Annotated in this window: 29 protein-coding genes, 1 tRNA gene and 1 pseudogene; 8 read left to right on the plus strand and 23 right to left on the minus strand. The window is 59.7% G+C overall.

The annotated features are described in order from the left end of the window. Positions 1-67: 67 nt before the first annotated feature. Positions 68-1738, minus strand: coding sequence for a glutamate--cysteine ligase (gshA, locus tag ACIQWO_RS07375; protein WP_402821210.1), 1671 nt, complete (start codon positions 1736-1738; stop codon positions 68-70). A 330-nt stretch (positions 1739-2068) separates the two neighbouring features. On the opposite strand from gshA, the gene ACIQWO_RS07380 reads away from it, so the two are divergent. Then, positions 2069-2842 (plus strand): sulfite exporter TauE/SafE family protein, encoded by a 774-nt coding sequence (locus ACIQWO_RS07380; protein WP_150737215.1) that lies wholly within the window; start codon positions 2069-2071, stop codon positions 2840-2842. 23 nt (positions 2843-2865) lie between these two features. Here ACIQWO_RS07380 and ACIQWO_RS07385 read toward each other — a convergent pair whose 3' ends face one another. Further along, positions 2866-4554 (minus strand): AMP-binding protein, encoded by a 1689-nt coding sequence (locus ACIQWO_RS07385; protein WP_402821214.1) that lies wholly within the window; start codon positions 4552-4554, stop codon positions 2866-2868. Positions 4555-4855: 301 nt separating this feature from the next. Between ACIQWO_RS07385 and ACIQWO_RS07390 the strand changes: the two genes are divergently transcribed. Beyond that, positions 4856-4932, plus strand: a tRNA-Pro gene (locus ACIQWO_RS07390). A 410-nt stretch (positions 4933-5342) separates the two neighbouring features. Here the strand turns inward: ACIQWO_RS07390 and ACIQWO_RS07395 are convergent. Then, positions 5343-5816, minus strand: a complete 474-nt coding sequence (locus tag ACIQWO_RS07395; RefSeq protein ID WP_402821217.1) for a hypothetical protein — start codon at positions 5814-5816, stop codon at positions 5343-5345. Next, on the minus strand, positions 5816-6481 hold the full coding sequence (locus tag ACIQWO_RS07400; RefSeq protein WP_402821220.1) for a M35 family metallo-endopeptidase: 666 nt from the start codon (positions 6479-6481) through the stop codon (positions 5816-5818). Before ACIQWO_RS07400 ends, ACIQWO_RS07395 begins: the two co-directional genes overlap by 1 nt. Before the next feature lie 308 nt (positions 6482-6789). Between ACIQWO_RS07400 and ACIQWO_RS07405 the strand changes: the two genes are divergently transcribed. Both ACIQWO_RS07405 and ACIQWO_RS07410 read left to right on the plus strand, forming a co-directional pair. Beyond that, positions 6790-7407 carry a hypothetical protein gene (locus ACIQWO_RS07405; protein WP_402821223.1) on the plus strand — a complete coding sequence of 206 codons (618 nt, stop codon included), beginning with the start codon at positions 6790-6792 and terminating at the stop codon, positions 7405-7407. Then, the gene (locus ACIQWO_RS07410) at positions 7398-8135 is read left to right on the plus strand and encodes a hypothetical protein (RefSeq protein WP_402821226.1); all 738 of its coding nucleotides are present in this window, start codon (positions 7398-7400) and stop codon (positions 8133-8135) included. The genes ACIQWO_RS07405 and ACIQWO_RS07410 overlap by 10 nt, the downstream gene beginning before the upstream one ends. A 247-nt stretch (positions 8136-8382) precedes the next feature. Here ACIQWO_RS07410 and ACIQWO_RS07415 read toward each other — a convergent pair. Continuing rightward, positions 8383-8481, minus strand: a pseudogene (locus tag ACIQWO_RS07415) (transposase); the annotation flags it as partial. Positions 8482-8785: 304 nt separating this feature from the next. Between ACIQWO_RS07415 and ACIQWO_RS07420 the strand changes: the two are divergent. The 4 genes from ACIQWO_RS07420 (at position 8786) to ACIQWO_RS07435 (ending at position 10623) form a co-directional block, all read left to right on the plus strand. Beyond that, a complete protein-coding gene (locus ACIQWO_RS07420; protein ID WP_402821229.1) occupies positions 8786-8998 on the plus strand; it encodes a cold-shock protein in 213 nt (70 codons plus the stop codon). A gap of 75 nt (positions 8999-9073) precedes the next feature. Beyond that, complete coding sequence (locus ACIQWO_RS07425; protein ID WP_402821232.1) at positions 9074-9355, plus strand: hypothetical protein; 282 nt, start codon at positions 9074-9076, stop codon at positions 9353-9355. A gap of 250 nt (positions 9356-9605) precedes the next feature. Next, on the plus strand, positions 9606-9803 hold the full coding sequence (locus ACIQWO_RS07430; RefSeq protein ID WP_402821235.1) for a hypothetical protein: 198 nt from the start codon (positions 9606-9608) through the stop codon (positions 9801-9803). 562 nt (positions 9804-10365) lie between these two features. Next, positions 10366-10623, plus strand: coding sequence for a hypothetical protein (locus tag ACIQWO_RS07435; protein WP_402821238.1), 258 nt, complete (start codon positions 10366-10368; stop codon positions 10621-10623). A gap of 375 nt (positions 10624-10998) precedes the next feature. On the opposite strand, the gene ACIQWO_RS07440 is transcribed toward ACIQWO_RS07435, so the two are convergent. The 18 genes from ACIQWO_RS07440 to ACIQWO_RS07525 form a co-directional block, all read right to left on the minus strand. Continuing rightward, complete coding sequence (locus ACIQWO_RS07440) at positions 10999-11484, minus strand: DUF2514 family protein (protein ID WP_402821241.1); 486 nt, start codon at positions 11482-11484, stop codon at positions 10999-11001. Further along, complete coding sequence (locus tag ACIQWO_RS07445) at positions 11484-11939, minus strand: glycoside hydrolase family 104 protein (protein ID WP_402821244.1); 456 nt, start codon at positions 11937-11939, stop codon at positions 11484-11486. The genes ACIQWO_RS07440 and ACIQWO_RS07445 overlap by 1 nt, the downstream gene beginning before the upstream one ends. 88 nt (positions 11940-12027) lie before the next feature. After that, the gene (locus tag ACIQWO_RS07450; RefSeq protein ID WP_402821247.1) at positions 12028-12264 is read right to left on the minus strand and encodes a holin; all 237 of its coding nucleotides are present in this window, start codon (positions 12262-12264) and stop codon (positions 12028-12030) included. Next, on the minus strand, positions 12236-12865 hold the full coding sequence (locus ACIQWO_RS07455; protein WP_402821250.1) for a hypothetical protein: 630 nt from the start codon (positions 12863-12865) through the stop codon (positions 12236-12238). The genes ACIQWO_RS07450 and ACIQWO_RS07455 overlap by 29 nt, the downstream gene beginning before the upstream one ends. Positions 12866-13133: 268 nt before the next feature. Next, complete coding sequence (locus tag ACIQWO_RS07460) at positions 13134-14120, minus strand: hypothetical protein (RefSeq protein WP_402821253.1); 987 nt, start codon at positions 14118-14120, stop codon at positions 13134-13136. Between the two features lie 55 nt (positions 14121-14175). Continuing rightward, complete coding sequence (locus ACIQWO_RS07465; RefSeq protein ID WP_402821256.1) at positions 14176-15609, minus strand: DUF2612 domain-containing protein; 1434 nt, start codon at positions 15607-15609, stop codon at positions 14176-14178. Between the two features lies 1 nt (position 15610). Then, positions 15611-16792 carry a baseplate J/gp47 family protein gene (locus ACIQWO_RS07470; RefSeq protein WP_402821259.1) on the minus strand — a complete coding sequence of 394 codons (1182 nt, stop codon included), beginning with the start codon at positions 16790-16792 and terminating at the stop codon, positions 15611-15613. Then, positions 16789-17136 carry a hypothetical protein gene (locus tag ACIQWO_RS07475; RefSeq protein ID WP_402821262.1) on the minus strand — a complete coding sequence of 116 codons (348 nt, stop codon included), beginning with the start codon at positions 17134-17136 and terminating at the stop codon, positions 16789-16791. The genes ACIQWO_RS07470 and ACIQWO_RS07475 overlap by 4 nt, the downstream gene beginning before the upstream one ends. Before the next feature lie 2 nt (positions 17137-17138). Continuing rightward, positions 17139-17885, minus strand: a complete 747-nt coding sequence (locus ACIQWO_RS07480; protein WP_402821265.1) for a Gp138 family membrane-puncturing spike protein — start codon at positions 17883-17885, stop codon at positions 17139-17141. A 76-nt stretch (positions 17886-17961) separates the two neighbouring features. Next, the gene (locus tag ACIQWO_RS07485; RefSeq protein WP_402821268.1) at positions 17962-18954 is read right to left on the minus strand and encodes a phage protein; all 993 of its coding nucleotides are present in this window, start codon (positions 18952-18954) and stop codon (positions 17962-17964) included. Next, positions 18954-19268 (minus strand): phage baseplate plug protein, encoded by a 315-nt coding sequence (locus tag ACIQWO_RS07490; RefSeq protein ID WP_402821271.1) that lies wholly within the window; start codon positions 19266-19268, stop codon positions 18954-18956. Before ACIQWO_RS07490 ends, ACIQWO_RS07485 begins: the two co-directional genes overlap by 1 nt. Position 19269: 1 nt before the next feature. Continuing rightward, positions 19270-19854 (minus strand): phage baseplate protein, encoded by a 585-nt coding sequence (locus ACIQWO_RS07495; RefSeq protein WP_402821274.1) that lies wholly within the window; start codon positions 19852-19854, stop codon positions 19270-19272. Beyond that, the gene (locus tag ACIQWO_RS07500; protein ID WP_402821277.1) at positions 19851-21611 is read right to left on the minus strand and encodes a mannosyl-glycoprotein endo-beta-N-acetylglucosamidase; all 1761 of its coding nucleotides are present in this window, start codon (positions 21609-21611) and stop codon (positions 19851-19853) included. The genes ACIQWO_RS07495 and ACIQWO_RS07500 overlap by 4 nt, the downstream gene beginning before the upstream one ends. Then, positions 21604-21759, minus strand: coding sequence for a DUF6889 family protein (locus ACIQWO_RS07505; protein WP_402821280.1), 156 nt, complete (start codon positions 21757-21759; stop codon positions 21604-21606). Before ACIQWO_RS07505 ends, ACIQWO_RS07500 begins: the two co-directional genes overlap by 8 nt. Positions 21760-21791: 32 nt before the next feature. Next, a complete protein-coding gene (locus ACIQWO_RS07510; protein WP_402821283.1) occupies positions 21792-22283 on the minus strand; it encodes a phage tail assembly chaperone in 492 nt (163 codons plus the stop codon). Further along, positions 22283-22723, minus strand: coding sequence for a phage protein (locus tag ACIQWO_RS07515; RefSeq protein ID WP_402821286.1), 441 nt, complete (start codon positions 22721-22723; stop codon positions 22283-22285). The genes ACIQWO_RS07510 and ACIQWO_RS07515 overlap by 1 nt, the downstream gene beginning before the upstream one ends. A 12-nt stretch (positions 22724-22735) precedes the next feature. Continuing rightward, positions 22736-24211: a DUF3383 domain-containing protein gene (locus ACIQWO_RS07520; RefSeq protein WP_402821289.1), complete on the minus strand. Its 1476-nt coding sequence runs from the start codon at positions 24209-24211 to the stop codon at positions 22736-22738. A 165-nt stretch (positions 24212-24376) separates the two neighbouring features. Then, positions 24377-24895, minus strand: coding sequence for an LIC_12616 family protein (locus ACIQWO_RS07525; RefSeq protein ID WP_402821292.1), 519 nt, complete (start codon positions 24893-24895; stop codon positions 24377-24379). Between the last annotated feature and the right edge of the window lie 59 nt (positions 24896-24954).

Consider the following 24954-nt stretch of genomic DNA (forward strand, 5'->3'; position numbering starts at 1 on the left):
CACCCAACGAAGCCGACAGAAAAAAAGCGCCCCGAGAGGCGCTTTTTTCATGCGGCAATGCTCAGCGTCAGACCGTCACGGTACCCAACGTGCCAGCGCGATAGGCGGCAACGAAAGCATCGAAATCGCCGACTTGCGTGCGTTCGAGTTCAGCCTGCGTGTCGAGCGATTTACGGGCCAGCGTCTCGAAGTGATCGACGACCGCCGGATCGAGCGGCATGTCGCGCAACGTCTGAGCGTGACGCTTGCTCTGATCCAGCGCGAACGCCTGAAACGCGCCGCCCTTCGTGCCGCGCAGCGGTTCGAGCGCCGCCATCACACGGGCGGACGGCGTAAGCGTCACGTCCTGCACCTTCGCGCGTTGCAGCGCCATCGAGTGGGCATAGTGCGCGCCGCCGCGTTGCGCGTCGAAGGCCGCGGCCGTGCGGTCGATGCGATCGAGCAGGTCTTCGGCCCAATCGAACAACGTGATCGCTTCGCCGCCGCGATGCAGGACAAGTCCGGGCTTGCGACCTTCCTTGACCACGTGCGCGAAGTTGTCGCGATTCTCCATGTTCTCGGCGTTCGAGCACGACGGGCTGCTCTCAAACGCGCAGAACAGCAGGAAAGCGTCGATGAACCGCGCGGTGTCGACGTCGATGCCGACGGGCTGGAACGGGTCGATGTCGATACAACGTACTTCGACGTATTGCACCCCACGGCGCGCCAGCGCCTGCACCGGACGCTCGCCGCTGTACGTCACCCGCTTCGGGCGAATCGTCGCGTAGAACTCGTTTTCGATTTGCAGCAGGTTCGTCGAGAGCTGAATCCACTCGCCGTCGCGCTTCGTGCCCAGCGCCTCATAAGCCGGATGCGGCTGGCTGACGGCTTGCGTGAGCGCATCGATATAGCTCGGCAGGCAGTCGTAGCACGGCGAGACTTCCGACTGCGCACTGTTCTGATAGCCAAGGTCGCTCATGCGCAGGCTGGTCGCGTACGGCAGGCCGAGTGTGCCTTCGTCGAACGAGTCGAGGCCGTGATTACGTCCACGCAGGAACTCGGCATGCAGCACCGGAGACGCACCGAACAGATACATCAGCAGCCAGCTGTAGCGGCGGAAATTGCGGATGAGGGCGACGTAGCGTGCCGACTGATAATCGCGTGCGCTGTCCTTCGAGCCCTCGGCTTCTCGCAGCAGTTCCCACACCGGCTCGGCCAGCGAGAAGTTGTAGTGAATACCGGCGATGCATTGCATCGGCTTGCCATAGCGCAGCGCGAGGCCCCGACGGTAGACATGCTTGAGCATGCCGATGTGAGAGGTGCCGTAGTCGGCAATCGGAATCACGTCTTCCGGCGGCAGTGCGGGCGGCATCGAATCGCTCCACAGCAACTCCGCGCCGAGCTTGCGATAGGCGAACTGATGGATTTCGTCGAGACGGGCGATGACGGCAGCCGCATCGTGCTGCGGCGGCGTGATGAATTCGAGCAGCGCTTCGGAGTAATCGGTGGTGATTTCGTCGTTGGTCAGGGCCGAGCCGAGCGCGTGCGGGTGCGGCGTCAGCGCGAGTTCGCCGTCGCCTTCGACGCGCAACGTCTCACGTTCGATACCCGACAAGCCCTGGCCGAGCAAGTCGCGGTGGGCGGGTTGCATGATGAGCGCCAGACGCTGGTCGAGCAATGCGGCATCGGCGGTGTGTTCGTGTTGACGATTCTGGTTTTCCAACTTCCATCCCTCTGGGCAAGCGGACTGCTTTGGCATGGCTGTTGACGCCGAAGCCCGTCATGACGAGGCGTCATGATCGGTGTGGGGTTCGACGTCGAACGACATACGGAGGTCTACGGGGTGCCGACGGCGGCGGCACGACCGCCGGAATCTGGATTCCGGGGGACGCGCCGATGCGCGGCACGGCGCGAATTTGGCCTGAGCATAACTGAAAACGCCAAACCGCGTCGGCCGCTACTTCAGTAGGTCGTTTCGGCTTCCGGGCACGCTTCGGCGGGACCGTCGGCCTCAGCCTCAGCGTGAGCCTGAGTCCCCCTGCGCGAATGCCGCATTGGCGGCCCGCGGCACCGCGCAGATACTGGCGACATGATGAATATTCAACACCTCACCGATCTCCTCCCCTTGCTGGCGCTGGGCCTCGTCACCTTCCTGCTCGCGGGTTTCGTCAAAGGCGTGATCGGGCTGGGCCTGCCAACCGTGGCCATCGGCCTGCTCGGACTGGCCATGCCGACGGCTGAAGCTGCGGCGATGCTCATCGTCCCGTCGCTCGTCACCAACATCTGGCAATTGCTGGCTGGGCCGCGATTTGCTGCGTTGGCGAAGCGGCTTTGGCCGATGCTCGTGGGCATCTGCCTCGGCACATGGGCGGGCAGCGGATGGCTGGCGAACGGCGGCAATCTCGCGGGGATGGCGCTGGGCGTCGCGTTGCTCGCTTACTCCGTGCTCGGACTGGCGGCGGTTCGTCTGCATGTGCCGAAACACTGGACAGCCAGACGCGAAGGTGCGGTGGGCGGTGTCGTCGGCGTAGCGACGGGTCTTGTGACGGCGGCGACCGGCGTCTTCGTGATTCCGGGTGTGCCGTTCGTTCAGGCGCTCGATCTCGACAAGGACGATCTGGTGCAGGCGATGGGCCTGTCGTTTACTGTCTCGACGATTGCCCTGGCGGCCGGACTGGCGCGCGACGGCATCTTCCACGGCCCGGCCATCGGCGTGTCGTTGCTGGCGCTGGCACCGGCACTGGGCGGCATGTTCATCGGGCAGTGGGTGCGAAGCCGCGTCAGCGCACCGGTGTTCCGGCGCTGCTTCTTCGTCGGCCTCGCCATGCTGGGTGCCGAACTTGTGATCCAGCACATGCGTTGAACCGGGTTGGGTACGTCCACGCCTTACTTCAGATCGGCGAAATCGATGTCCCAGAATTCCATTTCCCGACGCGCCTCCAGACTCCGTCCCTCCTCCGTGCGACGGAGTTCAACGCGCCGGATCTTGCCCGAGATCGTCTTTGGCAAATCGCAGAATTCGATGCGGCGAATGCGTTTGTATGGGGCGAGATGGTCGCGGCAGAAACGCAGGATATCGAGCGCGAGTTTGTCGTCCGCCTGGAAGCCCGAACGCAATGTGATGAACGCCTTCGGTACGGCAAGACGCAGTGGATCGGGACTAGGCACAACACCGGCTTCCGCCACGGCGGGATGCTTGATGAGTTCGCTCTCCAGCTCGAACGGGCTGATGCGGTAGTCGGACGCTTTGAAGACATCGTCGGCACGGCCGACGTAAGTGAAATAGCCGCGGTCGTCGCGCATGGCGACATCGCCGGTGTGATAGTAGCCGTCGCGCATCGCGTAGTCGGTTTTCTCGCTGTCGTCTTCGTACCCTTGCATCAGACCGGTGGGACGCGGTGACAGAACGAGCGCCACTTCACCTTCGTCAGACTCCTTGCCGTCCGGGTCCAGCAGGACCACACGGTAGCCCGGCATCGGACGCCCCATCGCCCCCGCCTTGACGGTCTGTCCCGGTGAGTTGCCGATCTGGCAGCAGGTTTCCGTCTGTCCGTAGCCGTCGCGAATCGTGATGTTCCAGGCGCGTCTCACCTGATCGATGACTTCGGGGTTCAACGGCTCGCCCGCGCCGATCAATTCGCGGAACTTCACGGGGTGACGCGCAAGATCTTCCTGAATCATCATGCGCCAGACGGTCGGCGGCGCGCAGAGTGTCGTCACCTGGCAGCGGGCGGCCGTCTCCAGCGCAGCGCGGGCGTCGAAACGCGAGAAGTTGTAGATGAAGATCGTCGCGCCCGCGTTCCACGGAGCGAAGAAGCAACTCCACGCGTGCTTCGCCCACCCCGGCGAGCTGATGTTCCAGTGCACGTCGCCCGGCTGAAGGCCGATCCAGTACATGGTGGCGAGATGACCGACGGGGTAACTCTGATGCGTATGGAGCACGAGCTTGGGACGCGATGTCGTGCCTGAGGTGAAGTACAGCAACAGCGGATCGGTCGCGAGCGTGACACCGTCGGGGGTGAACTGTTCGGGGGCCTCGTAGGCGGGCGTGAGCGATGTCCAGCCGTCGGGCGGATGATCGCCGACCGCGATGCGTCGATAGTCGCCGGGCAGGTCGTCGAACTTGACGGCATCGCGCGCGGTGGTGACGACGTGCCGCACGCGACCACGCTCCAGCCGGTCGGCGAGGTCGCCTGCGACGAGCAGTGTGGTGGCGGGAATCATGACGGCGCCGAGCTTCATGCATGCGAGCATGAGGTCCCAGAGTTCGACCTGATTAGGCAGCATGAGCAGGACACGGTCACCGCGCGCCACGCCCTGTGCGCGCAGGAAATTCGCGACGCGATTGGAGCGTGCCGACATTTCGGCGAACGACAGACGCGCTTCGCGTCCGTCTTCTTCTACGACCCAGAGGGCCGGGGTATCGTTGTCTTGCGCTTGTGGATCGAAGAAGTCCAACGCCCAATTGAAATGGGTGAGGACAGGCCAACGGAAATCACGGTACGCCACGTCGTAATGGGCGCGCTGCGCGAGCAGCAGGTCGCGTGCGTCGCCGAATCCCTGGGTGTGCGGCATCGCTTGTCTCCGAGCCTCATGGGCGATGGATATAGGCAGATTTCCATTATCGTGAGGCCCTTCGAATACGACATCCGGAATAACCATCATGGATGCGGGAAGCCACGCGAATGCTCAACGACGCGATGTGCGAGCGAGGCCATGCGCGAAAAACAGAAGCGATTCAAGGGGTTGATGCGGCAAGCGATCGGTGGGAGTAAAAGAAGATGCGTCCGACGCGCACGCCCCCTATCTTTCGCGCGAAAAGCTCTGCTATAATCGCGTTCTTTCGAGCGATGCATCCTAACCGACGCATCTCTCACGGGGCGTAGCGCAGCCTGGTAGCGTACCTGCATGGGGTGCAGGTGGTCGGAGGTTCAAATCCTCTCGCCCCGACCAGAATTGAAAAACCCGCACAGTCTTTGGCTGTGCGGTTTTTTTCATTTGGGTCAATCTGTTATTTCGTATAGCGCAATATTAGGCGATTGCCTAATATCATCCCGGGCGGCACCACCTCATCTGTCGGAATTTGACGCGGGTGCTGCGCTCATTGTTTGAGCACCCGGCAGCAGCCCAACGACAAGGGCCTTTTCGGCGCACAAAAACTGAGCGAGTTTTAGGCGACTCTCACGCAAACCCAATGGATATGGGGGTTTCCGGCGAGTGCGGCTCCGCCTTGCTCAAGCGGGCACCAAAGATGAGCGACATTACTTATGGCGCTGACTGGGATGAGTGGTGGGAAAAGCCACGCAAATGACGGCAAACGATGACAAACCAGCACTGATCGCAGAGAGATCTTCACGCGGGGTTCAATGAACACTAAGCCCCTTTGTCGTCGGCACTACACGCGGGTCATCGCAAAGGCGTTCACAACCACCTTCGCATTCGGGATACAGCGTCACCGTCAATTGCTGAATGTCCAGGTTGCCGTTTGCATCACGGGCCATCTGATCATTCAGGATATAGGGTTGGAGCCAAAAATTCTCTTGCTTGATGCCAAGCTGTAGAAGGTATGCATGAAGCTCACTCGTCCGTTGCGCGACAAGCTGCTGTGGATTGCGCTCCCCAACATACGCACTCGCGCCAATCACAGCCCGAATCTCAACTCCGGGCCATGCTCTCGCTCTAATAACCATTTCCGCAATTTCTACTCGCACGCTATTGGGAATAGCGACTGAATTCAACGGGATTTGTTGAGTGACGTACTCCCTTACCGTGCACGCCGAACTAAAGCGGGGCGCAAAAAATAGCGCGGCAACGATGACAAACGTATAGATCCGCATTACAGCGTCAACCTCCTATCAAAGTGCGCCACGTACATCGTGATGCTATCTGCGTTGTATAGAGTCTTGTCGGCATTCGCTTGCGCCCAATATTTCACTCCGACGCCGTCCCCATACATCACGTCTTTCGAGTCGAAGACGTCCGTAAAGTGACTACATTCGTGAACGAGAGTTTTGAGTTTGCACTCTCTCCACAAGTCTGCGTCCGGCGAGTTGCAAAAACCCGAATATATTCCGATGATTCTTTCGTCCGACTCCGGTTTGCACACCGCCGCCTTATTGCTACCGCTGTCCGGAACGAACATGCAGGCCTTCGTCAAGCCAGCGGCCTCATCCCACCGGGTCACCTTCGTTGGGTCTAACGAGCCAAGCGCGGCCTTCAACCGAGGTAGCCTGCTTTGAAGCACGGATCTCACCTCGTCATCATCGCGACCAAACCAATCTTTGACGCGCGATCGTTCTACAACATCCCATCGAGCCAAGCCAGCAATCCGATCCCCCACCAAATACGCCGCCGCGTTTCTTAATTTGACGATGAGGGATCGAAACTCCACATTGCTCATGTTCGGACAAATTGGAAGGTTCTTTAGATGCACCACCTGGTGCGATCCATCTATCGAATTTGTGTTGGCTGAAGCCACCTCAATCCATGCGACATCTGCCATCCTCAGCCCTCACTTACGTCCAAAACAAGCAACTCTTGTCCTTCGGTCTGAACTCGATGTGTTCGCCCCATTCCGTCCGTTCTCCCTTCTCCTATGACCTGTGTCGAGCTACGAATTCGATAACGGACCCCAGCCATAGGCTCTCCGCTTCGGTGGTCTTTGAGAACAAACTGCTCGTCGAATGATATGGGCGATTCTCGAGGCAATCCGCCATCGCCTACCGCTGACACACCTTGTGCCCTCAATGCCGAATCAGTAGCCGCGGCGCCCTCAATGCTCGAAACATCATTTATGGCGAATCTTCGCCCATGAACGGCAATAATCTGGGGCTGCCGGTCACAGCCGCACTGGACAAAATCGCCGCTCACCGCTTGACGGCGCATCCCAGATGTCATGTCCTTCATGCGCCTGTTATCGCGAACGCCGGCGCCGCCAATCACAACGCCCTCACGCTTGCACGCAGCACACCATGCAGCGTCGCCGATGAATACAATTCCTCGGCGCGCTCCGCTGGCGTCTTCGACAGTGCATCGCCTGCCGCTAGCGAAAACGCGACTATCGGAATGGCTGGTCAGTGGATCGCCATCGACCACTGCGTAATAGAGCGTCACGTCACCTCACGTATAAAACGCATATCAAGTTGCGTTGAAGGGACTGAACGTTACGCGAGTGGGTGCGGAACTATCAATAGGAAACGGCGCAAATCAATGCAGCGCTCGACGAATTCGATCTACCTGAATCGCACCGGACGCAAGCCGGATGCCAATGGACATGACGCGAAGGTCATGATCGGCACGACGGATGCGTCAGTTTGCAAAAGCTGTGTGCGAGGCAATACACTAAGCGCCCAGATAAAGAGCCGTTCAACATCACCTTACGCTTACCGCAACGGGGCGAACGCATGGATAGCACCGCAATGCAACTGACAAACACGCAACCCGAAGTCAGAAAGCTTACGATTGCTGAAATCGTTGGGATGCTGACCGGGTCTTTGGTCTTCGGAACGGCCCTGTTCTCGGTCATCGGATATTTGTTCGCGCGATCGTACTTCGGAGAGTTGGGAGCCCCATGGGCCGCTGAAATGCTGGGCACCCCCGCGTTGCTCGTGCTGTCCGCACCGATCATCACCATGTTTGTAATAGCGGGCATTTGGGGCGCGGCAATACAACAAACGCTCAACGACAACAAGGCTTTCCTCATTGCGGGCGTCGCCGCTGCCGGCCTTTTCTGGCTTGTCACACTCACAAGCGGGATTTACAAAGGCGCCATCGCCTCGACTTTTTTTCTGGTGGTGTTCCTGGTCACTTACGGCGTCGTCGTCGGAGCCCTCGCTGCTCATGCGAAACAGCGATTGCGACAGGGGCAGCCAATTTTTTCCGAACACATTTGGGGCCACGCGCTACTCGCGGTCCTGACTTTATTTATCTTCGCTTCAAGCTCCATTGGCACGGCCGTCGCACGAGTGCACGTAGACCCCACACACTCGACGCTGGCAAAAGCATACTTCCTTGAGCAACCCGATATCGAATGGAAGCTGGTAAAAGTCGTCGGGGACAAGGCGCTCATGTTGAAACTCACCGAAGACATGAGCGAGCGCGAGTTTCGCGTCGTGCCGATGGACAAGATCCGGATCGCCGCAAAACCACCAGCTTGAAATCGTGCGTCTTAGGTTTGAATTCCGCAGCCCGGAGTTAGCATCCAGCTGTCGAATCCTATTCCTTCGGCCCCCTATGGGATCAAGGCCATTGGAATCGCGATATAACGAACTGACATTGGATCATGCAGGTTCGTCCACTGATAGCGTCGCACGCTCGGCCTGCTCAATAATCCAATCGAATTCGTTCGCCGCCATGCGCGCTGTTGCTCGTCCACATGAAGCGAAAGCAGCCACATCAGCGACGCGAAATTCCGTATTTACGGCACAGCTCGGCCGGCTTGAGACCCGCCTCGCCTTCCTTCAACACGCCAATGATTTGCTCTTCGCTGAATCGCTTCTTCACTTCCGTTCCCCTTCCTTGGAGCGGACTCTACACCGTCTGCGGACTATTCAGGGGGCAGGTCAAGAAACTGGCGCAATGCCAAGGCGGGACAGCTCGGGGAACACTTACACAATATGCATTGAGTCCTCGATGCATTGGGCGTATAAGCGATATATCGAACATCAAGTCTGACGTTTATCGATCAAGCGTCGATCTCATCGATCATTGCTAGACACTTCCGATCTCTGAATTTCTTGGTTGTCCGCCACTTGCGCCCAGTCACGCGTTCCGCGATGACTATTCGCAGGGAAAACCTGGGGTTCACATGAGCACCGGTATTGTGAAGTGGTTCAACGACAGCAAGGGTTTTGGCTTCATCACCCCGGACGACGGTGGGGATGATCTTTTCGCCCATTTCTCAGAAATTCAACCTCAAGGGCGCACGGAGTTTCGCACCCTGCAAGAGAATCAGCACGTCTCCTTCGACGTCACACGCGGCCCGAAAGGCTTGCAGGCATCCAACATCAAGCCTGCTTAGCGTCTTCCCTTATCGCTCGCTCACATCGCCGTAGTCGTACGGCGATGTGGAGATGCTCGCCGTGCCGGAGGAAACATGTCGCACACATCACCGTCATACAGAGGCTTTAACCTGGAAATCCTGGTGTTTCTGGACCCGGACACCCCGCAAGCAAGCCGCAAGCACGAAAGATTGTTGGCTGTATCCGTACGCATCACGCCGAACGCGTCCATAGATAGCGTTCCGCCGTCGGAATCACGGGTATTTCGACTTGAGACCGTTCTGTTCGACTCCATCGGCAATGCACGACGCGCTGGCGATGAGTTTGGTCGCACGTTGATTGACGGTTTTATTAACAAGGCGTCGTTGGAGGCGTAACCCCATGGGCGCATCTCCCAACTGGTTCTTGTATTCCGGGTACGTGCCTGCTGACGCGGCACGGTTTCTTTCTTTCGGGTCGATCGCCCGTGCGATTTGTCTGAGCAATCGGACTGAAGCGTCCGCGCATGCGCAGCACGGTCCCATCGGTAAGTGGCTACGTCGGCGCGCCACCGAGCGCAAATCACCCAACTGAGCAGCTCTATCGAAGCGCAGCGCACAGGGTCATAAAACTTCTACAGGAGCGAATATGCTCGCCCTTTCAGCACAAGCCATCACTGCGGCGCTTCAACTCATTGCGGAAAAAAACCCGAAGCAACCCTCTGACGCGGTAATCAATGCGTTGCTCGCACGCGAGTTGATACATCGGGTCGGCAAGCACTTTGAGCCGACCCAATTTGGCCGCGCCTACTTCCGCCATGCCTATACGATTCGCCCAGCGTGGTAGGGCCGCATGTTGATCACGCGGTCGCCTTCGGGCGCCTGCTGATCGTCTAAGAATGCAGTCCCTGGAAAGAATGGACGACCAGCCTCGCTTTACTCAAGCGGACGCCGAAGATGCGCGACATTGCTCATGGCGCTGACTGAGATGAATGGTGGGAAAGGCCAAAGCGACTAATCTGTCTCAGCTACGAAGCCTAAGCACGCACAGGACCTTCTGGCGTCGCCGTGCGTTACACGGGTTACCTCATGGCGGCACGGTTAAGTCCCCATATCTCGATAATTTAAATTATCATTTAAGATAAAAAGATCACTTTGATTATCTTTTTCACCACTTACAAACAACGTCTGGAACGACGCTGGCTACTTCGATACGTCGTCCGACACGAAGATATGGCTGCATCTATGGTCTCTGGCCATCGAAGAGCAGTTCTACATCGTCTGGCCGTGCCTGCTGCAGGGGTTGATGGCCGTCGATTCATCTGAATTTCACTAATGCAAATACTGTGTTTTTATACAGTTCATTATGCTAGCCTACCATCCTCACCCCGATCACGAGGGAGGACAGTATGCGAAATCCACACGCCACCCGATTTATTGTCATTCCGTTCCGTAAAGGGACCGGCGGCGATCTGCTGCCCTTAGAAGCCCGGCCGGTCGGCACTAGCGTAGGCGCGGTGCGTGTCGCGCACGCGATGCGAGATCGACATACTGGCGTAGCTGCCTACGAAGTTCAGATCGATCCCGAGACTGGCGCGATGGACGAGCCTAAGGTTCTATTTCAGTACGGTCGCGTGCCAGTACTCGACGATCGCACCTCGGCGTAAGTGAGACGCGCTTGACAGGAAGCGGCTCATTCGACGGTGGCTCCGCCCTTGGCCATTGCGGGCGTGTCGACCGGGGAACTGCGATTTATCTCCGATGACCGAGAGTTCGAGGCTCGCTATTCTGGCAACACGTCGAAAGCATCTATCCTCAACCACTCACGGAAATCTGGAGACTGATCACGCCCCTCGCAGCCCTCGCTTATCTTGGCGCAAAGTGTGCCGTCGGTGCCAGCGCCCTCATCGGCGTACTCAAAGTCAAGTCGATGGTCTTTGACTACGCGCTTTCATTGCTCGGCGGCTGAGTGTCCAGTTAAGCCCTCAAAATAACGCATCAAAAAGATAATAATAGATATCTTTTTATATATTTTGATCACTTTAATTATCTTTTTTCGTCAACGCGTCGTAGCTGCGCTCGCAGGCAAGTCCTGCGACGTGGGCATCGTCAGCGAATTTAGCGAGCGCTCCCGCAGCCTCGTCAGTCCGATTGAGCAGCCCTGAGAGCATATCGAGGGGATCTGTTCCCCCATCGGTTGGCGCGCTTCCGCTGGCAGCGGAGGAACGTCGTGCAGCAACGACGTACTGGCCGAGTTGCTTGCGCAGCTCGTCAGCGACGAGATCAGAAGTACGAGCGGCAGCATTCGCGGCATCGGCAGATCTTTTTGCATCGATCGATATCCCGGCCAGCGTTTGCGTCGTCTGGCGATAAAGGTTGTTGGCGGCAGTGAGGTCGTCGATCTGCTTCACTTGTTCAGCAACCGTAGCCGACTGACCGGCATCGTGGCGCCCCTTCCAATAGCCACCGCCAGCAGCCAGCACGATGGCGAGCAATAGCCCGCCCCACAGGCGAGGATCGAACCACATCACATTGCACCTCCGGCCTTCGCATACTGCTGAAGCAACGGCGCAAGCGCGTGTTCCATCTGACCGTAACCCGCACCGGGCAAGCTGGCCCAGATGTTCCTGCACTTCGAAATCGCTGACTCGATCCTTCCTGCCATGATGTCGGGCAGCGCACCGCGCTCGCAAATCTGCTGTATCGCGATCTTGTCCTGACTCACGGGCGAGAAATCCGGCAGGCCCAATTGCCGCTTGTACACGTCGTAATAGCGCGAGAGCAGTTGATACCGCCCAGCCGCCGTCGACCACACATTGAAGCGCGAGATCCACACCGACTTCCTCGGATGGTCTGCGTAGCTGGTGAACGTCCCGCCGCCGACGATCACGTTGTAGCCGTCGTCTGAACCTGCGATGCGTGATGTGAATTCGGACCACGCCAGCATGTCGAGAAACGCGCACACGTTCTGGTCACTTGCCATGACCAAGTCAATCCGAGCCATGCCCCCTCCGTTTTTTCAATCGCAGCGCTCGCCAGCCCGACGAGCATGAGAACGTCACTCCCATCGCTCACCCCTTCCCGCTTCGAAACGATCCTGCGCGACGCTTCAGCTGCAACTCGATGAACTGCGCGCCGACCGTACCGAGCACGCCGCCGATGCCCAGCAGGGCCAACGGCGGAATGTCCGGGATCTGAATCAACGCCACACCGGCGATCATCGATGCGCCGGCCCCCAAGATCGCGCGGCCGACGACCAACCGCCACGTCAATACCTCGTCACTGACGAGTAATTTCCCGAGTCCCATAGCTGCGCCTAGTACGAGCAGGCACAAGATCGTCCAGGCTGTCTTTTGGTGTTCCATCAATCGGTCCCCGGTTACGAAACAATGACTCCACCCGCACGCCGATAAGCAGCAAGCAGCGAGTCGAGGGTGTTTTCGTGTCGCCCATAGCCCGCGACGGGCAGGCTCGCCCAGATGTTTCGGCACCTGGCGAGGGCAGTTGCAATGCGGCTGCCCAAATGTCTGGCATGGCGCCCTGCTCGCGCGTTTGGCGCAGTGCAATCAGATCTTGGCTGCGCGGTAAAAAGTACCTCAGGTGCAGCATCGGGCGGTATGCGTCGAAGTACCGCGCGAGCCGTCGGGAATGCCCTGCCGCAGTTGATTGCAGCGGCTTTCCGTTGACGATCCACGAGACGCCGTTCTTGTCACTGGCCGTAACGAGAATGCGCGGGTGATCCTGATAGCTCGTGAAAAGTGTCGGACGCTGCGGCGTGCCACTGACAATCACGTTGTATCCATCGTCAGAATTCGCGAGCCCGACGACTGTGTGCTCATTAACCGCGAGCGTGTCCCAAAAGGCGAGTGCATTCCTGCCGCCCGCTGTGACGGCGTCGATTCTTGGCATGTGATTTCCCTACGAACTGAGGGTGTTGATCTGTGAAGTAGGAATGTGGTCAGTCACCCGATGCCGACGGCGGCACCATGAAATCCCGTGCTTCCGCCGGCCGTTCTTTGAAAAATGTGACGTAGCGCGGATCGTCCGGCGTCATTTCGACAACGTGACGCCCATCGAACAGGGGCGAGTCAGCCGGATGCCCCATGACAGAGAGTGCATTCGATTCCGAAACGTCGGAAAATTCGACCCATACAGTAGCTGCCGACAATTTTTCACCTCAGAAGGAATAGGAGGTTGCGTTGATCTGGAACGTCGGCGAACCCGAGCCACTGCCTTTCACGCACACCGTCTGCGGCGTCACGATCGGAACACGCGCATTCGACGACGTGTTCGCAGCGCTGTACTGCGTCACGAAAGATGCCTGCCCCAATCCGTTCGTGTCTGCTGCCACGTCAAAGCCCATCGTCACACCGGTCGAGCCGTTGTTATAGGTGAAGATGAAACCCATGTCCTTGGCTTTCGGCGGAATCGCCGAAGCTACCGAATATCCCAAGAAATTCGCTGGGAACGTTCCGATCGTAGCGGCCGCCTTGGGCGCGAAATACACAGTCCGATCTGCGAGAGAACACACCGGAAATTGACCCGAAGCATTCGTCGGCATAACTGCGACGAGCGCCGAAACGGTGTAACCGGCCGGTGGCGCTGCGCCTGCGTAGATCTCGGGCGCAATGGCGCTCGTGGCATTGACGATACGCCGGATGCTGGCCTTCGTCGTCGGGTTGTAGAGCTTGTAAAGCGCGACGAAGCCCGACACCGGCGCGGTGCCGGTGTCCATATCCGTCGTCAGGTTGAACGTATCCGACACATTCGCGAGGCAGTAGCGCTGGCCACCGAGCGCCGTTTCGAGAATCACTTCTTCCGCCGTGAAAGCACCCGTCGTCCCGGCCGTTGCGATGTACATCTTCGCGTTGCGCGACGTGCCGACGACGCCAACTGACTGCGCCGAGACCGCAGCCTTCAACGTCGCGAGAAGGGATGCTGTCGTGCCGTCATCGACCGCGTTGCTGCCCGTAAGATCGACAGAGAACTGCGCCAGAACCGCCGACATGATGCTGGCCTGGCGCAACACCTTGTTGACCTGTGCCGATTGAGCCGTCCCCGACAAAAAACCACTGCCGAGGGTGGTCATCGCGGCATAGTCAGATTGCGCAGTTACGTTTGCGCCGGCACCGGATGCGAACGCGAGAAAATCGTTTGTGGGCATGATTTATCCAAAAAAAAAGCCGCCCGAAGGCGGCGGAATCGAATTCGATTGAGAATCAGAGTGGGACAGCCCACGCGCCGACATCGAAGCCGTTCACGTAGCCGTTGGACATATCGAAGCCAAAAATCGGTGTACCTGGCTTCGATGTCGTGAGGTAGTAGTTCACGCGCACCGCTTGGGGCTTAATTGGGATGTATCCACCAGACAGCAGCGCGAGGAACAATGCTGACGGCACCTGCCCGGCAATGCCAACGGTGATCGACATGTCCTGATTGTCCTGCACGAAGGCATACGTTCCGTTCGGGTACTGAATGCCGTCACCACACCACGTCAGCGTCGCCCCCACGGGCGGCGGCACGGTCATCTTTGTGACGCCAGTAGCGCCCAGACTGTAGTCAGTCACCGACGCTGCCGCGTTAGTCGTTGCTATGTAGCTCGTCGCTACTGCACCTGGTTCGTCTTGGGCAAAGCTGACATACAGCACCGAACCGACTGGGAAGTTCGACGATTGCGCGGTGAGGTTGAAATCGAGTTGAGTACGCGCGGCGGTGACGCTTGCCGTACTCGACAGCCTGACCCAGCGATCAAACGACGTGGATACCGCCGATGAGCTTCCGTTGTCGATGTCATTCCAATCGACCGATAGCTTGAAGCCAGTGACGCCAGGCTGGCCCGAGGGAACATAAACCCAGAGACTAGCCGTACGCGTCCCCACTGGCACTGAGAGCCCAGTCTGACGCAGAGCGAGATTGTTGTTGGTGACGTTGATGACGGTCACAGGCGTTGCGGTGCCATCCGGAGCCGCGATCGCGGTCGATGACGTCCGCGCCCCCAGATATCCCGGGACCGTTGACGACCACGGTGCCGTCGTCATCGAACCGCTTTGTTGTAGCGAATTCGTGCGGGATGTCGCGTAAAGCCGCTGATTGCCCTGCCAGTCATTGCGGAACAAGGTCGCTGTTGTGACCTGATGGACCGGCCGCTGCTGGTACTGAATCTGGAATGCCTTCGTCGCCCCGTCCCCCATTCCGAATGGCTCGCCCAAAGCGTGCACCGCCACAGCAGCACCGGTCGGAAAAATCTGTCCTAGGATGCCAGCGGTTCCCGCCAACGTTCCGTCCCAGTGATTCGCACCGATGCGAGCGCGAAGCACGAGGCGATAGGTATCGTCGTCGAGCGCTACAACCCCGGTATCGGGATCGAATGGCCCTCTCCAAACCCCTTGGTCGAACCCGACTCCTTTGATATCGAACGAGAAATACACCCCAGCCAAAGGGGCTTTAATGTTGCGCGAAACGCCGACCCATAGACCAATCGCGTCCAGTTGCACGCCAACCGCGCTATCCAGGTCGAAGTTCGTCGGCAGGCTCGCGAGCGCATTCTGCACGTCGACAAAGCACTGCGTGACCGCAAGAACCATCGCCGCATAGCGCGGTTTGTCGGCATGCTCGGAAGTGATCTTTCCGGTGTAATCGGTAATGTCAGCCATATCAAACCGGTGTCAAAGTGATGCTGGCGGGCGTGCACGTTGCGGCCTGATTGAACGCAAGTGGCACGTCCGGGGAGCCAGCCCCAGCCGGGCCGCTCAACGTGAGGGATTTGATCTTGAACGTGGTCGCCCCCGGCACGCTCTTGGCGGCCGCAATGCACGCATCCCACTCGACGACGCCTGGTGTGCCGCCGCCAATCGCCACAGCGTTGATGTAGTCCGAGATGGCCTGCTGAACCGACTGACCAATGGCCGTGGTGAACCCGGCAAGGGCGTTGAACTGCACCACTGCCGTCATCGCCTGAGGCACGGGCCGATAGAACCGGATGACGATTGGACGCCCGTACACATCGTTGACGCTGACAGCTGTCGTCCCGTATGTCCCGCCGCCCGGCCCCTTCTTCGCTGCAATCGCATTCGCGATAGCCGTCGCGTCGCCCCCCTCCACCACCAACGAGATGGTGTGCGGCGGCAACGTGTTCGCGTCAGTGGCATTGGTGTCGTTCTCATAACCGGCACATCGCGTCACACCCTGCACATTGGCGACGGCACCGATCGTCCCCTCGAACACCGTCAGCGACGGAATCGCGGTCGACGTCTTTTGACGAGCGCGCAGCGCAGCGTCCGACTCGACGGGTGCCCCCTGCGCAGCGGCAGACGGATTCGTCACCGTCTGCCAGCCACGTGTGGGCGTCATGATCCTGGCGATAGCCCCGGCGGGCGCGTCGATTGCCCCGATCTTCGTGCAGGTCGCCGTTGCCGTGATCTGCCCGGATGGCGGGATAGTCACCGTCGGAGGCAGCGCCCAGTTAATCTGGTTCGCATCCTGCACCAGCCCGTCGGTGATCGTCGTGCCCGCCTGACCGACGAGCAGCACGTCGCTGGTCGAGTACGACGCCACATGCCGGGCAATGCCGTTAATTTTCACATTGCTCGACAACGCAGCATCCTGCGCCGTCGCCGGACTGAAGCTGTTGTAAATGGCGAGGCTGACACTGTTGCCATCATTGATGGCGGATGCGATGACGGCGAGGAACTGGCCATCCTGACTGTCCGGCTCAAGGTAGGCATCCTGACCGTAAATCGCGCGAAACTGCGTCTGAAGGAAGTCCAGCACGTCGGCGTAGGTCGGCGAGTGGATGCCAGTGGCATCGATGGTGGGAGCGGTTGTCGTGATGGTCACAGCGTTTCCTGTATCGTCGTTGTGCCGTAGATCGTGTTGATCGTTGCGGTCACTGTCATTGCCCGGGTGTCGGGCGCCAGGCGGCTTGAGTAGTCGGTGATTTCGACGACGCCCTGCGTGCCGAGAATGCACGTCCGTATGGCGCTGTCTGCCGCACCCTGAGTGTGCTTGCCGAGCACTTTGTCCCAAGGCATGCCGACCGTGGTGTCGAGGAACCACTCGCCACGGATCAGTCGCAAGCGGGTCGTAACAGCCTGCGCCACCGCTTCCGGCGAATTCGCCAGGAATGCGGCGGCCCCGCCGAGGACGTAATCGCCGTCAGCGTCGAGTTTTCGATATCTCATGGTCAGTTCACCGTGCCGGAATTACCCGAACCGGGTTGCACGTTGTTGTGTGTATGCGTGTCGTCGACACGCTTGCCGTTAGCCGTGATCTGGCCAAGAACATTCAGCACGCCGTTAAACACGGCCGCAGCACCACTCGTGGCGCTTCCGACCATGCCACCGATGAAGGTCAACAGGCCGCCAATCGTGACGGCCTTCGAGAACGTGGCCAATGGCGTAACGACGTCAAGCCCGCCGGGGGCAACGATGCTGACTTTTTTCGTTACCGGATTCAGATCGATGAAGGTTGCGCCATCGTCGCTGCGCAGCTGCGCCGACGCAGTGCTCACGCCCGAGAGCGCTCGCGGACGCGATCGCGTGCCCAACAGCACAAAGCCGTCGGAAAGGTCGTGCATGCGCGGCTCCGCCTGCGCTTGCACGCCGCTCGACTGCCACCAGCCATCGATACAGCGTGAGCCGAAGACAATCAGGCATTCGTCGCCCGGGGTGACGGGAAATGTCAGCGTGCAATTGCCGCCCGCAGGGAACTGGACGGGACAGTCGACCAGCAGGGGCAACGAGAGCGAACTCTCTGTGCCGTCCGGGCCACGCGCCCGCACCTGGATCGCAGGCTGCACGGTGCAAGTCATCGCGACGGCGTCGAACGACTGAATAACGCCCGGAAGCGCCGTCCATACTTCGGACAGCGCGCCTCGCATCGCGAGCAGCAGCATCTCGTTGGGGTCGCCAACGCGCTCTTGTCGATTCATGGGGAAACTCAGGTAGAGAAACTTGTGGTCCCGCCGTACCGGACACTCAGAGAGCGATTCCGGTACGGCGAGTTTGCTAACCGTGACTCTTGACCGCGTTCGGTGCGGGTTCCACAGCGCTAAACATCGGGCGATTGAGCAGCGCCGATGACCGGATGACCGTGGGATCGGCCGCGATGCACGTCAGTTCTGTGTACCAATTGGCGCCCTGCGTATCACCGTGGTGTTCGGCCACGGTGACGTAATACAGCTCGCTCGAAGCAAGACGGCTTTTCTGAACGCTCTCGCCGGAGGGTTTGGCATCCGGCTTGGCATCCGGACGGACAAGGCTCTGTTCGCTCAACTGAATCGCAGCGTTATCGAGCTGAACGAGCGTGCCGATCTTGACGTTCGGGTTGAGCAGTACCTTCACGGAGATGCCATTCTGCGTTTGCGTCGGCATGCCGAGCATGCCGGTATCCGCGTTGATCACCGGGATCGTGCCAGGCATGTAACTGGTTTCGGGGATGACCACGATCTGCCCGTCCTGAATGCTCCAGGTCGTCTGCGTGGCCCGCGCAACCCCTCGCATGAAATTGCGGGCCATGCCGAAAATCGCCTTGCCACGAGGCAACGGGTTCGACTGTAATCCGGCCGTGTACCCCACGCCCACGCCATACCGCACCATCGACTTCGCGACCGCATTGAAATGATCCTGTGCGGTCGATCCCGCAGCCAGGGTCGTATTGACGACGGCAAAGTTGTACGCGGCATCGCCATCGGCTGCGGTGATTTCCAGCTTCGTATCTAGCTCACTCTCGCGGCCGCGTCGCGTCTGCACTACGGTCCCGTCGAAGATCAGCCCGTAATTGCCTTTGTACCCAGCCTGAATCACGACGCGCTTGAACTCCTTTTGCACGCGCGTCATCGTGTCCGGGCTCATGTTGAAGACGCGAATGTGCGCGCTATTCGGCGTTTGACTGTCACCACGCTTCACATCGAATGCGAAGCGTAAGTCCGACAGGTCGAGGGCATCGCCAGCCTTCTCGCCGATGATGAGGGATGCCTTTCGAAGATATTGTTCGGTCATCAGTCCGTCACCCAGAAAACATGCGATCCGACACCCAGATCATCGAACGTTGGTGTGTTGTCCGGATGACCCGCACCTTGCACCCAGAGACGTCCGCCGAGCCCGAGGTAGGCATAAGGCGCCAGCAGATCCGTTCCGGTCACGAGCGGCAGACCACCGAGGATCGGCGCACCATTCGCGTCCGCGATGTCCAGCATCCATCCGGCGTTATCCGCCGCTCGGTACTGTACGGTCAGCGAGTACTCGACACCCGACAACGTGACGCGAAATGCCTGAGGGGTTGGCGAGAACGGGATTTCGTAGAAATTGGCCATGTCATTGCGGGGCGACTGAACCGCCCGGTGCCGGCGTTGCCGGTGTTGCCTGCTTCGACCCAATGTTCTGTGTCTCGGCGGTGCGAGACGGGTCGGCCTGATCGTCGCGAGGCGGCAGTGTTGTCGCCCGCGTCTCCACAATGCGGACCTGCTGCAGCGTTGCCGTGAGCATCAGCGCGTCACTTGTCTTATCGTTGTGCGTCACACTCAGGTTGGTCAGCAACATCGCGTCGTAATTCCGGCGCGATGTCACCGCACGGAATGGCCTCCGGCTTGCTTGCAGCGCTAGAAGCTGCGAGTAAACGGTATCGATGTAACCCGACTGCGTTGTCGATCCCTGTGGGAATTGGGAGACCGCGCCCGATGCCTTCAGCGCCGCATAATCGGCGTTCGACCACCCGCATTTGATCACCACCTTCGGTGGACTCTTGTACGCGTGATCCGTGATCGGCGCGCCCTTTTCCACCGGGTTCTGCGTGAACATCAAGTCGTCGGTGTAAGTCTCCTCGATGGTGACGCCGATCCGGATCTCGTCAAGCGACTTGGGAATGATCGTCATGACATCGAAGAATTCGAGGATGTTCATAACAGCGCACCTTGTAGATTGCGAGTGAGTTCTCGATTGACGCCAGCTTGCTCGTCGCGCACCGCGCGCCCTGTCGCCTGCGGATCGCCACCGGACACGTTGATGCTGGTCTGATTGTTTTGCGTGATGATCGTTTGACGCGGGCCACCGCTGGCGGCGGCACCGAGAAAAGTGTCCGGCGCGAACGGATTGCGTCCGTTCTCTTGCCGGGTAATTTCCGCCGTCAGACCGGCCATGACATTAGGGTCGCGCATGTTGAGCGCCTGATCGTCGCCAACGCCAAAACGCTTCACCATTGCCCCGACATACGCACCGGCATCGTTCCCGGCAAGCGGTGCCCGGTTAATGGCACCCCGTACGGCGCTCAGACCACGACGCGCTTGACCGCGCAGCAAATCCCCTTTGGCACGCAGGCTGTCGTCGGACATCACGAAGTCGGCAAAATCGTCTGCGACCTTCGCCACCTCCCCCCGACCGAAGCGGGTGTTGCCCGAGGTGATGTTGTGAGGGCCTCGCGGCAAGACACCAGGCGGCAGAACATTCGACGTCGTACCGTCAGGGTTCGAGACGGTCATGCCGAGTTTTCGGCGGCGTGCGAGATCTTCCGCCTCGCCTTGATTTAGCCCTTCACTGTGAAACAGCAGCGCGAGCGCCCCGCCGATACGCGCAAACGGCGCGGCGCGACTCAACAACCCGGCGATCCGCCCACCAACGACGCCACCACCCGCCGCGGCACCACCGGCTGCCGCTGCGGCAGCGCTAGCGGCTCCGGAAATACCGCTCACCGTCGCTGCCGCGCGCCCCACTGCGAAAAGCGCCTCGGCCATCTTGAAAACGCCCCCAACCAACTGGAAGGCACCGAGTGCGCGAAGGACAAACACACCACCGAGAATCTTCGTCGACCAGCCGTCGGTCGATTTGTCGAGATCGACGAACAGGTCGAACAGCCCACCCACTACCGGCGCGATTGCCTCACCCGCACCAATGACGGCCATCGCAACATCGCCGACACGCTGCTCGATGAGCGGCCCGTTACGCTGGAACCAGCCTTGAAACTCGTCGAGCTTTGGCCCGAGGCGCTGAATCAAACTACCTTCAAGCCGCGTGACGAAACCGTCCCAAACCGCTTCAAGCTCTCGCAGAGAAAGCATGAAGCGGTGCGAATCTCGCGATGCCCCGTCGAAGTCGGTCTGCGCGGTCAGGTTGCGGTATTGCTCGATGGACTTCCCAAACTCGCCACCACGCATGGCCGCCATCAGCCCCTCGTCGATACCTAGCGCGCTGCCGTACTCACCCGCAACCTTGGCTGGCTTGCTGGCCAGAGCGCCGCCAAGACTGGCCATGATGTCGACCGTGTCGAGCAGCTGCCCGTTGGCGTCGCGTGTCTGCACGCCGAGACGTTTGATGTAACTCTCGCCAGCCGGATTGCTGCGCATGAAGCGTGCAAGCGCCTCAACGCTGTTGCGCGCCGTCTCGGACGAAACACCCAGATTTTTGGCCGAAAATTCCAGGGCTTTCAGATTGGCAACCGTCGCGCCGCTGCGCTGCGAAGCGAAATACACCCCCTCCATCTTCGACGCAAAGGCGGCGAGGTTCACACCCAATTTGACGGCAGCGTTTTCGATCGTCTCCACCATCTGGACAGCACCTTTGGTCGCACCCTCGACACCGTCCTTGAATGTCTTCAGGCTTCTCTCGTCGACCTTGTATCCCAGGGTGACGAGAAAATCCCGGATGACCGTCGGCTCATCAGCCATTGTCGTTCTCCCTCATGCGCTCGGCTTGTGCGCGGTTGTCGTTGCGCACAGCCAAGGCATCATTCATCAGGGCCATGTCGTGCAGGCTTAGCGTGCCGTCGAGCAAAGATTCGTACTTGCACAAGCCAGCGAGTACAGGCGCGAGCAACCAATCCTCACTCCCCGGCAGCTGCGCCCAAGCTACGCCATCGCCGATGGGTGACTCGCGGGGCTGGTAAGCCACCCGGCAATAAAAGGGCCGAGACTATCCGCGATGACCTTCACGGACAGCTCGACCATGATCGACAGATCGATGTCGTCGTAGACCGGCAGCTTTGCGGCAGGCGACCAGATCGAAAACCACGCATTCCCCTGGAAGCGCTGCACGACGGCAAGGCATTCGCCGATCACGTACTCCGCCTGATCGTCCGGAAGACTGGCCAGACCGTCCGCGAACGGTTGAAGCAATCGGGGCTGCGACAGCAGCGCGCTGCCGTCGCCCCCTGCGCCTTGCGTCACATCGCCTGCGCCCGCCGGAACCGGCGTATCCCCTTTCGGGGATGCCAGTTCCAGCATGATCGGCAGAAGCGCGGGCACCAGCGGCGCAATCTTGCGCGACACGTGCAGTTGCTTCATCGCCGAGAGCTTGCCGATGCGGTACTTGACTTGGCGAATCTCGATTTCGGAGGGCATCAGTACGTCCCCAGAATCGAATCGATCTTGCCCGCGTCGAACGTCCACTCCATCTTGGCCCCGGCCTTGTCGTAGACCACGCTGGGCTTCTTGGCAAACGCGCAGTCGCGGCAAACATGAAGGTCGCTCGAAGCGGCGTTGGACACCGTAATGATGTTCTTGCCGTGCAGAGCACTGCTAAGCGACTGCACGTCGAATGCAGCCTGCAACAATGCGTTGAGTAGACTGGTCTTCAGCAACGTCACCTTGATCGTGCCGGACTTGTCGGCATGCAACGAGTGCATCACCTCGCCGTCGGAGCCCACCGTCATGGTGTTCTTGCCGCCGCCGGCTTCGATGGAGATACCCTCATCCGAGGTGGCCGAGCCCGCGCCAATCGAGAAGGCTGCACCCGGACCCACGATGGCGGCTTGAACGTCTTGAAAGCTATAAGTGGCCATATTTGGCTCCTGTTATCGGTTGACGTTGACGAGAATGTCGACGGAATGGATCGCCCCGGCTTCCTTGGCCGCGATCTGGAACGGCACGGACTTGCGCGCCTCACGGTCCGACTGGGCCTGCGTTGCGATCGAGGGCGTGTACACGTAGTAGCCCTTGGAGAGCGCGCCGCCCTGCTTGAGGGCACCGAATCCACCGGAATTCCACACGCCAGGCGCGAGGTAACCGTTGTTGACGGCCGCCGCGCACGACGATTCGATGACTGTCGCGATCAGCGAATTGCCTGCATCCGTCTGCGGGATCTTGGTCGGGCTCTGGTAAAGCAGGTTGTACACGTCGGTCTGAATACGGTTCTGGAACCAGATCGCGTTGTAGACCGAGTCGATGAAGATGCCGCTAGGCGTCACACCGGTCTGCACAATGGCGGTGTCGTTCGAGTAATTGACGAACACGTTGCAGTTCTTCGCCTGCAAAGCGTTGGCCTGCGTCGTCGACAGCGTCTCCGCCACGATCCCGGGCTCCTGCTTCCACATGAGCGTGATCGTGGTGTTGTTCGCGTTGAAGTCCACCGTCAGGAGTCGGCCGAACAGCGACACACCGGCGTAAGGCGTCGCGCTCGAATACTGCGTGAAGCTGTATTTGAACTTGGCCGCCTTGAACCGGCTCGCCAGATCGGACGAGACCGTGGTGTCCAGCGTCTGCGGATTTTGCGTCGTCGCAGCATAGAGATGCTTCTGGTCGGCCTCGATCAGGGCGGCCACCGCGACGTGCTGGTCGTCGGTCACACCGGTGTCGGCGAACGCGAGACCCAGGAACTGGTTCGCGAAACGATCGAGGAAGATGGCAACGGCATCCGTCGGCGATTCGGCCGCAATGCCCTGCACCGGCACACCTGCCAACGTCGACGTCAACCCGAGTTGGGCCGAAATATCCACACCGCTCGCGGGGGCCTCGGCATAACCAACGGCCGATGTTGCGCCGGTGCTGTTCGACGTGATGACGAACTTCGAACCGTTCCAGGTGCACGTCGCACCGGTCAGCGAGCCGTTGATCACGGTCGCAACGCCGTTCAGGTTCGTCTGCGCCGAGAAGTCGAGACCGGAGACCGTCTTTGCCATTCCGTCGACATTCACCTTGAAAGCGCCGCTCGTGACCGACGTCCAGTTCGTCATCGCCTGCTGGGTGCTCGAGAGCACACCGCCGCGAAGCACGCCGGAGGCCGCCGTTTTCGCCCATCGACCGATGCAAAGCGTGGACGGCTGCGGCGTCTGCTGGAAATACAGCGCGGCGGCCCGGTATTCAGGTGCGGTCGTGCCAAAGTCGGCCGCGACGTCTGCAATCGCACCGTAGGTACGCATGCGTTCGCCAGCGTCGATGACGCTCGACGCACCCAGCAGGAGTGCGGTGTTCAGGTTCGCACCCTGTGCCGCCAGTGGCGACATGTTGATCGTAACGTTGATCAGCCGTGAAACCGGCAATCCGTTGGACATCGTGATCCCCATAAAAAAAGCCCGCCTAAGCGGGCTTGAAACGAAAATGTCTGGCTGACGCGAATCGGGTATCGCGCTTCGCCAGCGCAGTGAAATGAAGTGAAGCGACAAGAATTGCGGAGGAAGCGTCCTCCAAAGTCGTGCGCGAGATTTCGGTTGTCAGGCCTAGCGCTCGCTCACCACCGACGTTTGCACCGACGCGAGGTTCAATACCCGATAGGTACGCGTCACCTTACGGCGCAGGAACATACTGATATCGCAGCGTCGCTGCACCTGCTGGTCGACCACACCAGGTGCGGAAACGATGCCGGAGGTGTCGACAAGGCCGAAATCGCTGAGCTGTAGCTGCTCGCGGTTTTGCGGCACGTACAAGCCGTCGCGCAACGTCCGGGCATATTGACTGGCGTTGTGCCCGTAGAACTGGCACTTGACCTCGATGTCTTCGTGCCGAACGTAGGTGTCGCTGCCGTCGTCGGCTGGCACGTGCAACAGACCCGCATTTGCGTCCGACTGGAAGCCGGACACGGTGAAGCCGCACCAGTTGACGCCGGATTCAGGAGGCGTCGACGTCAGCGACTGTGGAAGCGAAAGAACAAAATTGGCGTCTAGCCCAGTCACGCCCGCGATCATCGTCCGAAGAAAATCCTCCAGCGCTGAATCTTCGATCGGCGGCGTCGACTGCACCGGAGCCAGATATCCCCCTGTCGAACTGTTATTCATGGACTATCCCGGAGAGTGGTCTG

The sequence above is a fragment of the Pandoraea sp. NPDC090278 genome (genome assembly GCF_044772185.1).
GTDB lineage: Bacteria > Pseudomonadota > Gammaproteobacteria > Burkholderiales > Burkholderiaceae > Pandoraea.

What these genes read in the sequence shown, in the direction of transcription:
- gshA (WP_402821210.1), bottom strand. Translation starts at nt 1,738, where the DNA reads ATGCCAAAGCAGTCCGCTTGCCCAGAGGGATGGAAGTTGGAAAACCAG.
- ACIQWO_RS07380 (WP_150737215.1), top strand. Translation starts at nt 2,069, where the DNA reads ATGATGAATATTCAACACCTCACCGATCTCCTCCCCTTGCTGGCGCTG.
- ACIQWO_RS07385 (WP_402821214.1), bottom strand. Translation starts at nt 4,554, where the DNA reads ATGCCGCACACCCAGGGATTCGGCGACGCACGCGACCTGCTGCTCGCG.
- ACIQWO_RS07395 (WP_402821217.1), bottom strand. Translation starts at nt 5,816, where the DNA reads ATGCGGATCTATACGTTTGTCATCGTTGCCGCGCTATTTTTTGCGCCC.
- ACIQWO_RS07400 (WP_402821220.1), bottom strand. Translation starts at nt 6,481, where the DNA reads ATGGCAGATGTCGCATGGATTGAGGTGGCTTCAGCCAACACAAATTCG.
- ACIQWO_RS07405 (WP_402821223.1), top strand. Translation starts at nt 6,790, where the DNA reads ATGAACGGCAATAATCTGGGGCTGCCGGTCACAGCCGCACTGGACAAA.
- ACIQWO_RS07410 (WP_402821226.1), top strand. Translation starts at nt 7,398, where the DNA reads ATGCAACTGACAAACACGCAACCCGAAGTCAGAAAGCTTACGATTGCT.
- ACIQWO_RS07420 (WP_402821229.1), top strand. Translation starts at nt 8,786, where the DNA reads ATGAGCACCGGTATTGTGAAGTGGTTCAACGACAGCAAGGGTTTTGGC.
- ACIQWO_RS07425 (WP_402821232.1), top strand. Translation starts at nt 9,074, where the DNA reads ATGTCGCACACATCACCGTCATACAGAGGCTTTAACCTGGAAATCCTG.
- ACIQWO_RS07430 (WP_402821235.1), top strand. Translation starts at nt 9,606, where the DNA reads ATGCTCGCCCTTTCAGCACAAGCCATCACTGCGGCGCTTCAACTCATT.
- ACIQWO_RS07435 (WP_402821238.1), top strand. Translation starts at nt 10,366, where the DNA reads ATGCGAAATCCACACGCCACCCGATTTATTGTCATTCCGTTCCGTAAA.
- ACIQWO_RS07440 (WP_402821241.1), bottom strand. Translation starts at nt 11,484, where the DNA reads ATGTGGTTCGATCCTCGCCTGTGGGGCGGGCTATTGCTCGCCATCGTG.
- ACIQWO_RS07445 (WP_402821244.1), bottom strand. Translation starts at nt 11,939, where the DNA reads ATGGCAAGTGACCAGAACGTGTGCGCGTTTCTCGACATGCTGGCGTGG.
- ACIQWO_RS07450 (WP_402821247.1), bottom strand. Translation starts at nt 12,264, where the DNA reads ATGGGACTCGGGAAATTACTCGTCAGTGACGAGGTATTGACGTGGCGG.
- ACIQWO_RS07455 (WP_402821250.1), bottom strand. Translation starts at nt 12,865, where the DNA reads ATGCCAAGAATCGACGCCGTCACAGCGGGCGGCAGGAATGCACTCGCC.
- ACIQWO_RS07460 (WP_402821253.1), bottom strand. Translation starts at nt 14,120, where the DNA reads ATGCCCACAAACGATTTTCTCGCGTTCGCATCCGGTGCCGGCGCAAAC.
- ACIQWO_RS07465 (WP_402821256.1), bottom strand. Translation starts at nt 15,609, where the DNA reads ATGGCTGACATTACCGATTACACCGGAAAGATCACTTCCGAGCATGCC.
- ACIQWO_RS07475 (WP_402821262.1), bottom strand. Translation starts at nt 17,136, where the DNA reads ATGAGATATCGAAAACTCGACGCTGACGGCGATTACGTCCTCGGCGGG.
- ACIQWO_RS07480 (WP_402821265.1), bottom strand. Translation starts at nt 17,885, where the DNA reads ATGAATCGACAAGAGCGCGTTGGCGACCCCAACGAGATGCTGCTGCTC.
- ACIQWO_RS07485 (WP_402821268.1), bottom strand. Translation starts at nt 18,954, where the DNA reads ATGACCGAACAATATCTTCGAAAGGCATCCCTCATCATCGGCGAGAAG.
- ACIQWO_RS07490 (WP_402821271.1), bottom strand. Translation starts at nt 19,268, where the DNA reads ATGGCCAATTTCTACGAAATCCCGTTCTCGCCAACCCCTCAGGCATTT.
- ACIQWO_RS07495 (WP_402821274.1), bottom strand. Translation starts at nt 19,854, where the DNA reads ATGAACATCCTCGAATTCTTCGATGTCATGACGATCATTCCCAAGTCG.
- ACIQWO_RS07500 (WP_402821277.1), bottom strand. Translation starts at nt 21,611, where the DNA reads ATGGCTGATGAGCCGACGGTCATCCGGGATTTTCTCGTCACCCTGGGA.
- ACIQWO_RS07510 (WP_402821283.1), bottom strand. Translation starts at nt 22,283, where the DNA reads ATGCCCTCCGAAATCGAGATTCGCCAAGTCAAGTACCGCATCGGCAAG.
- ACIQWO_RS07515 (WP_402821286.1), bottom strand. Translation starts at nt 22,723, where the DNA reads ATGGCCACTTATAGCTTTCAAGACGTTCAAGCCGCCATCGTGGGTCCG.
- ACIQWO_RS07520 (WP_402821289.1), bottom strand. Translation starts at nt 24,211, where the DNA reads ATGTCCAACGGATTGCCGGTTTCACGGCTGATCAACGTTACGATCAAC.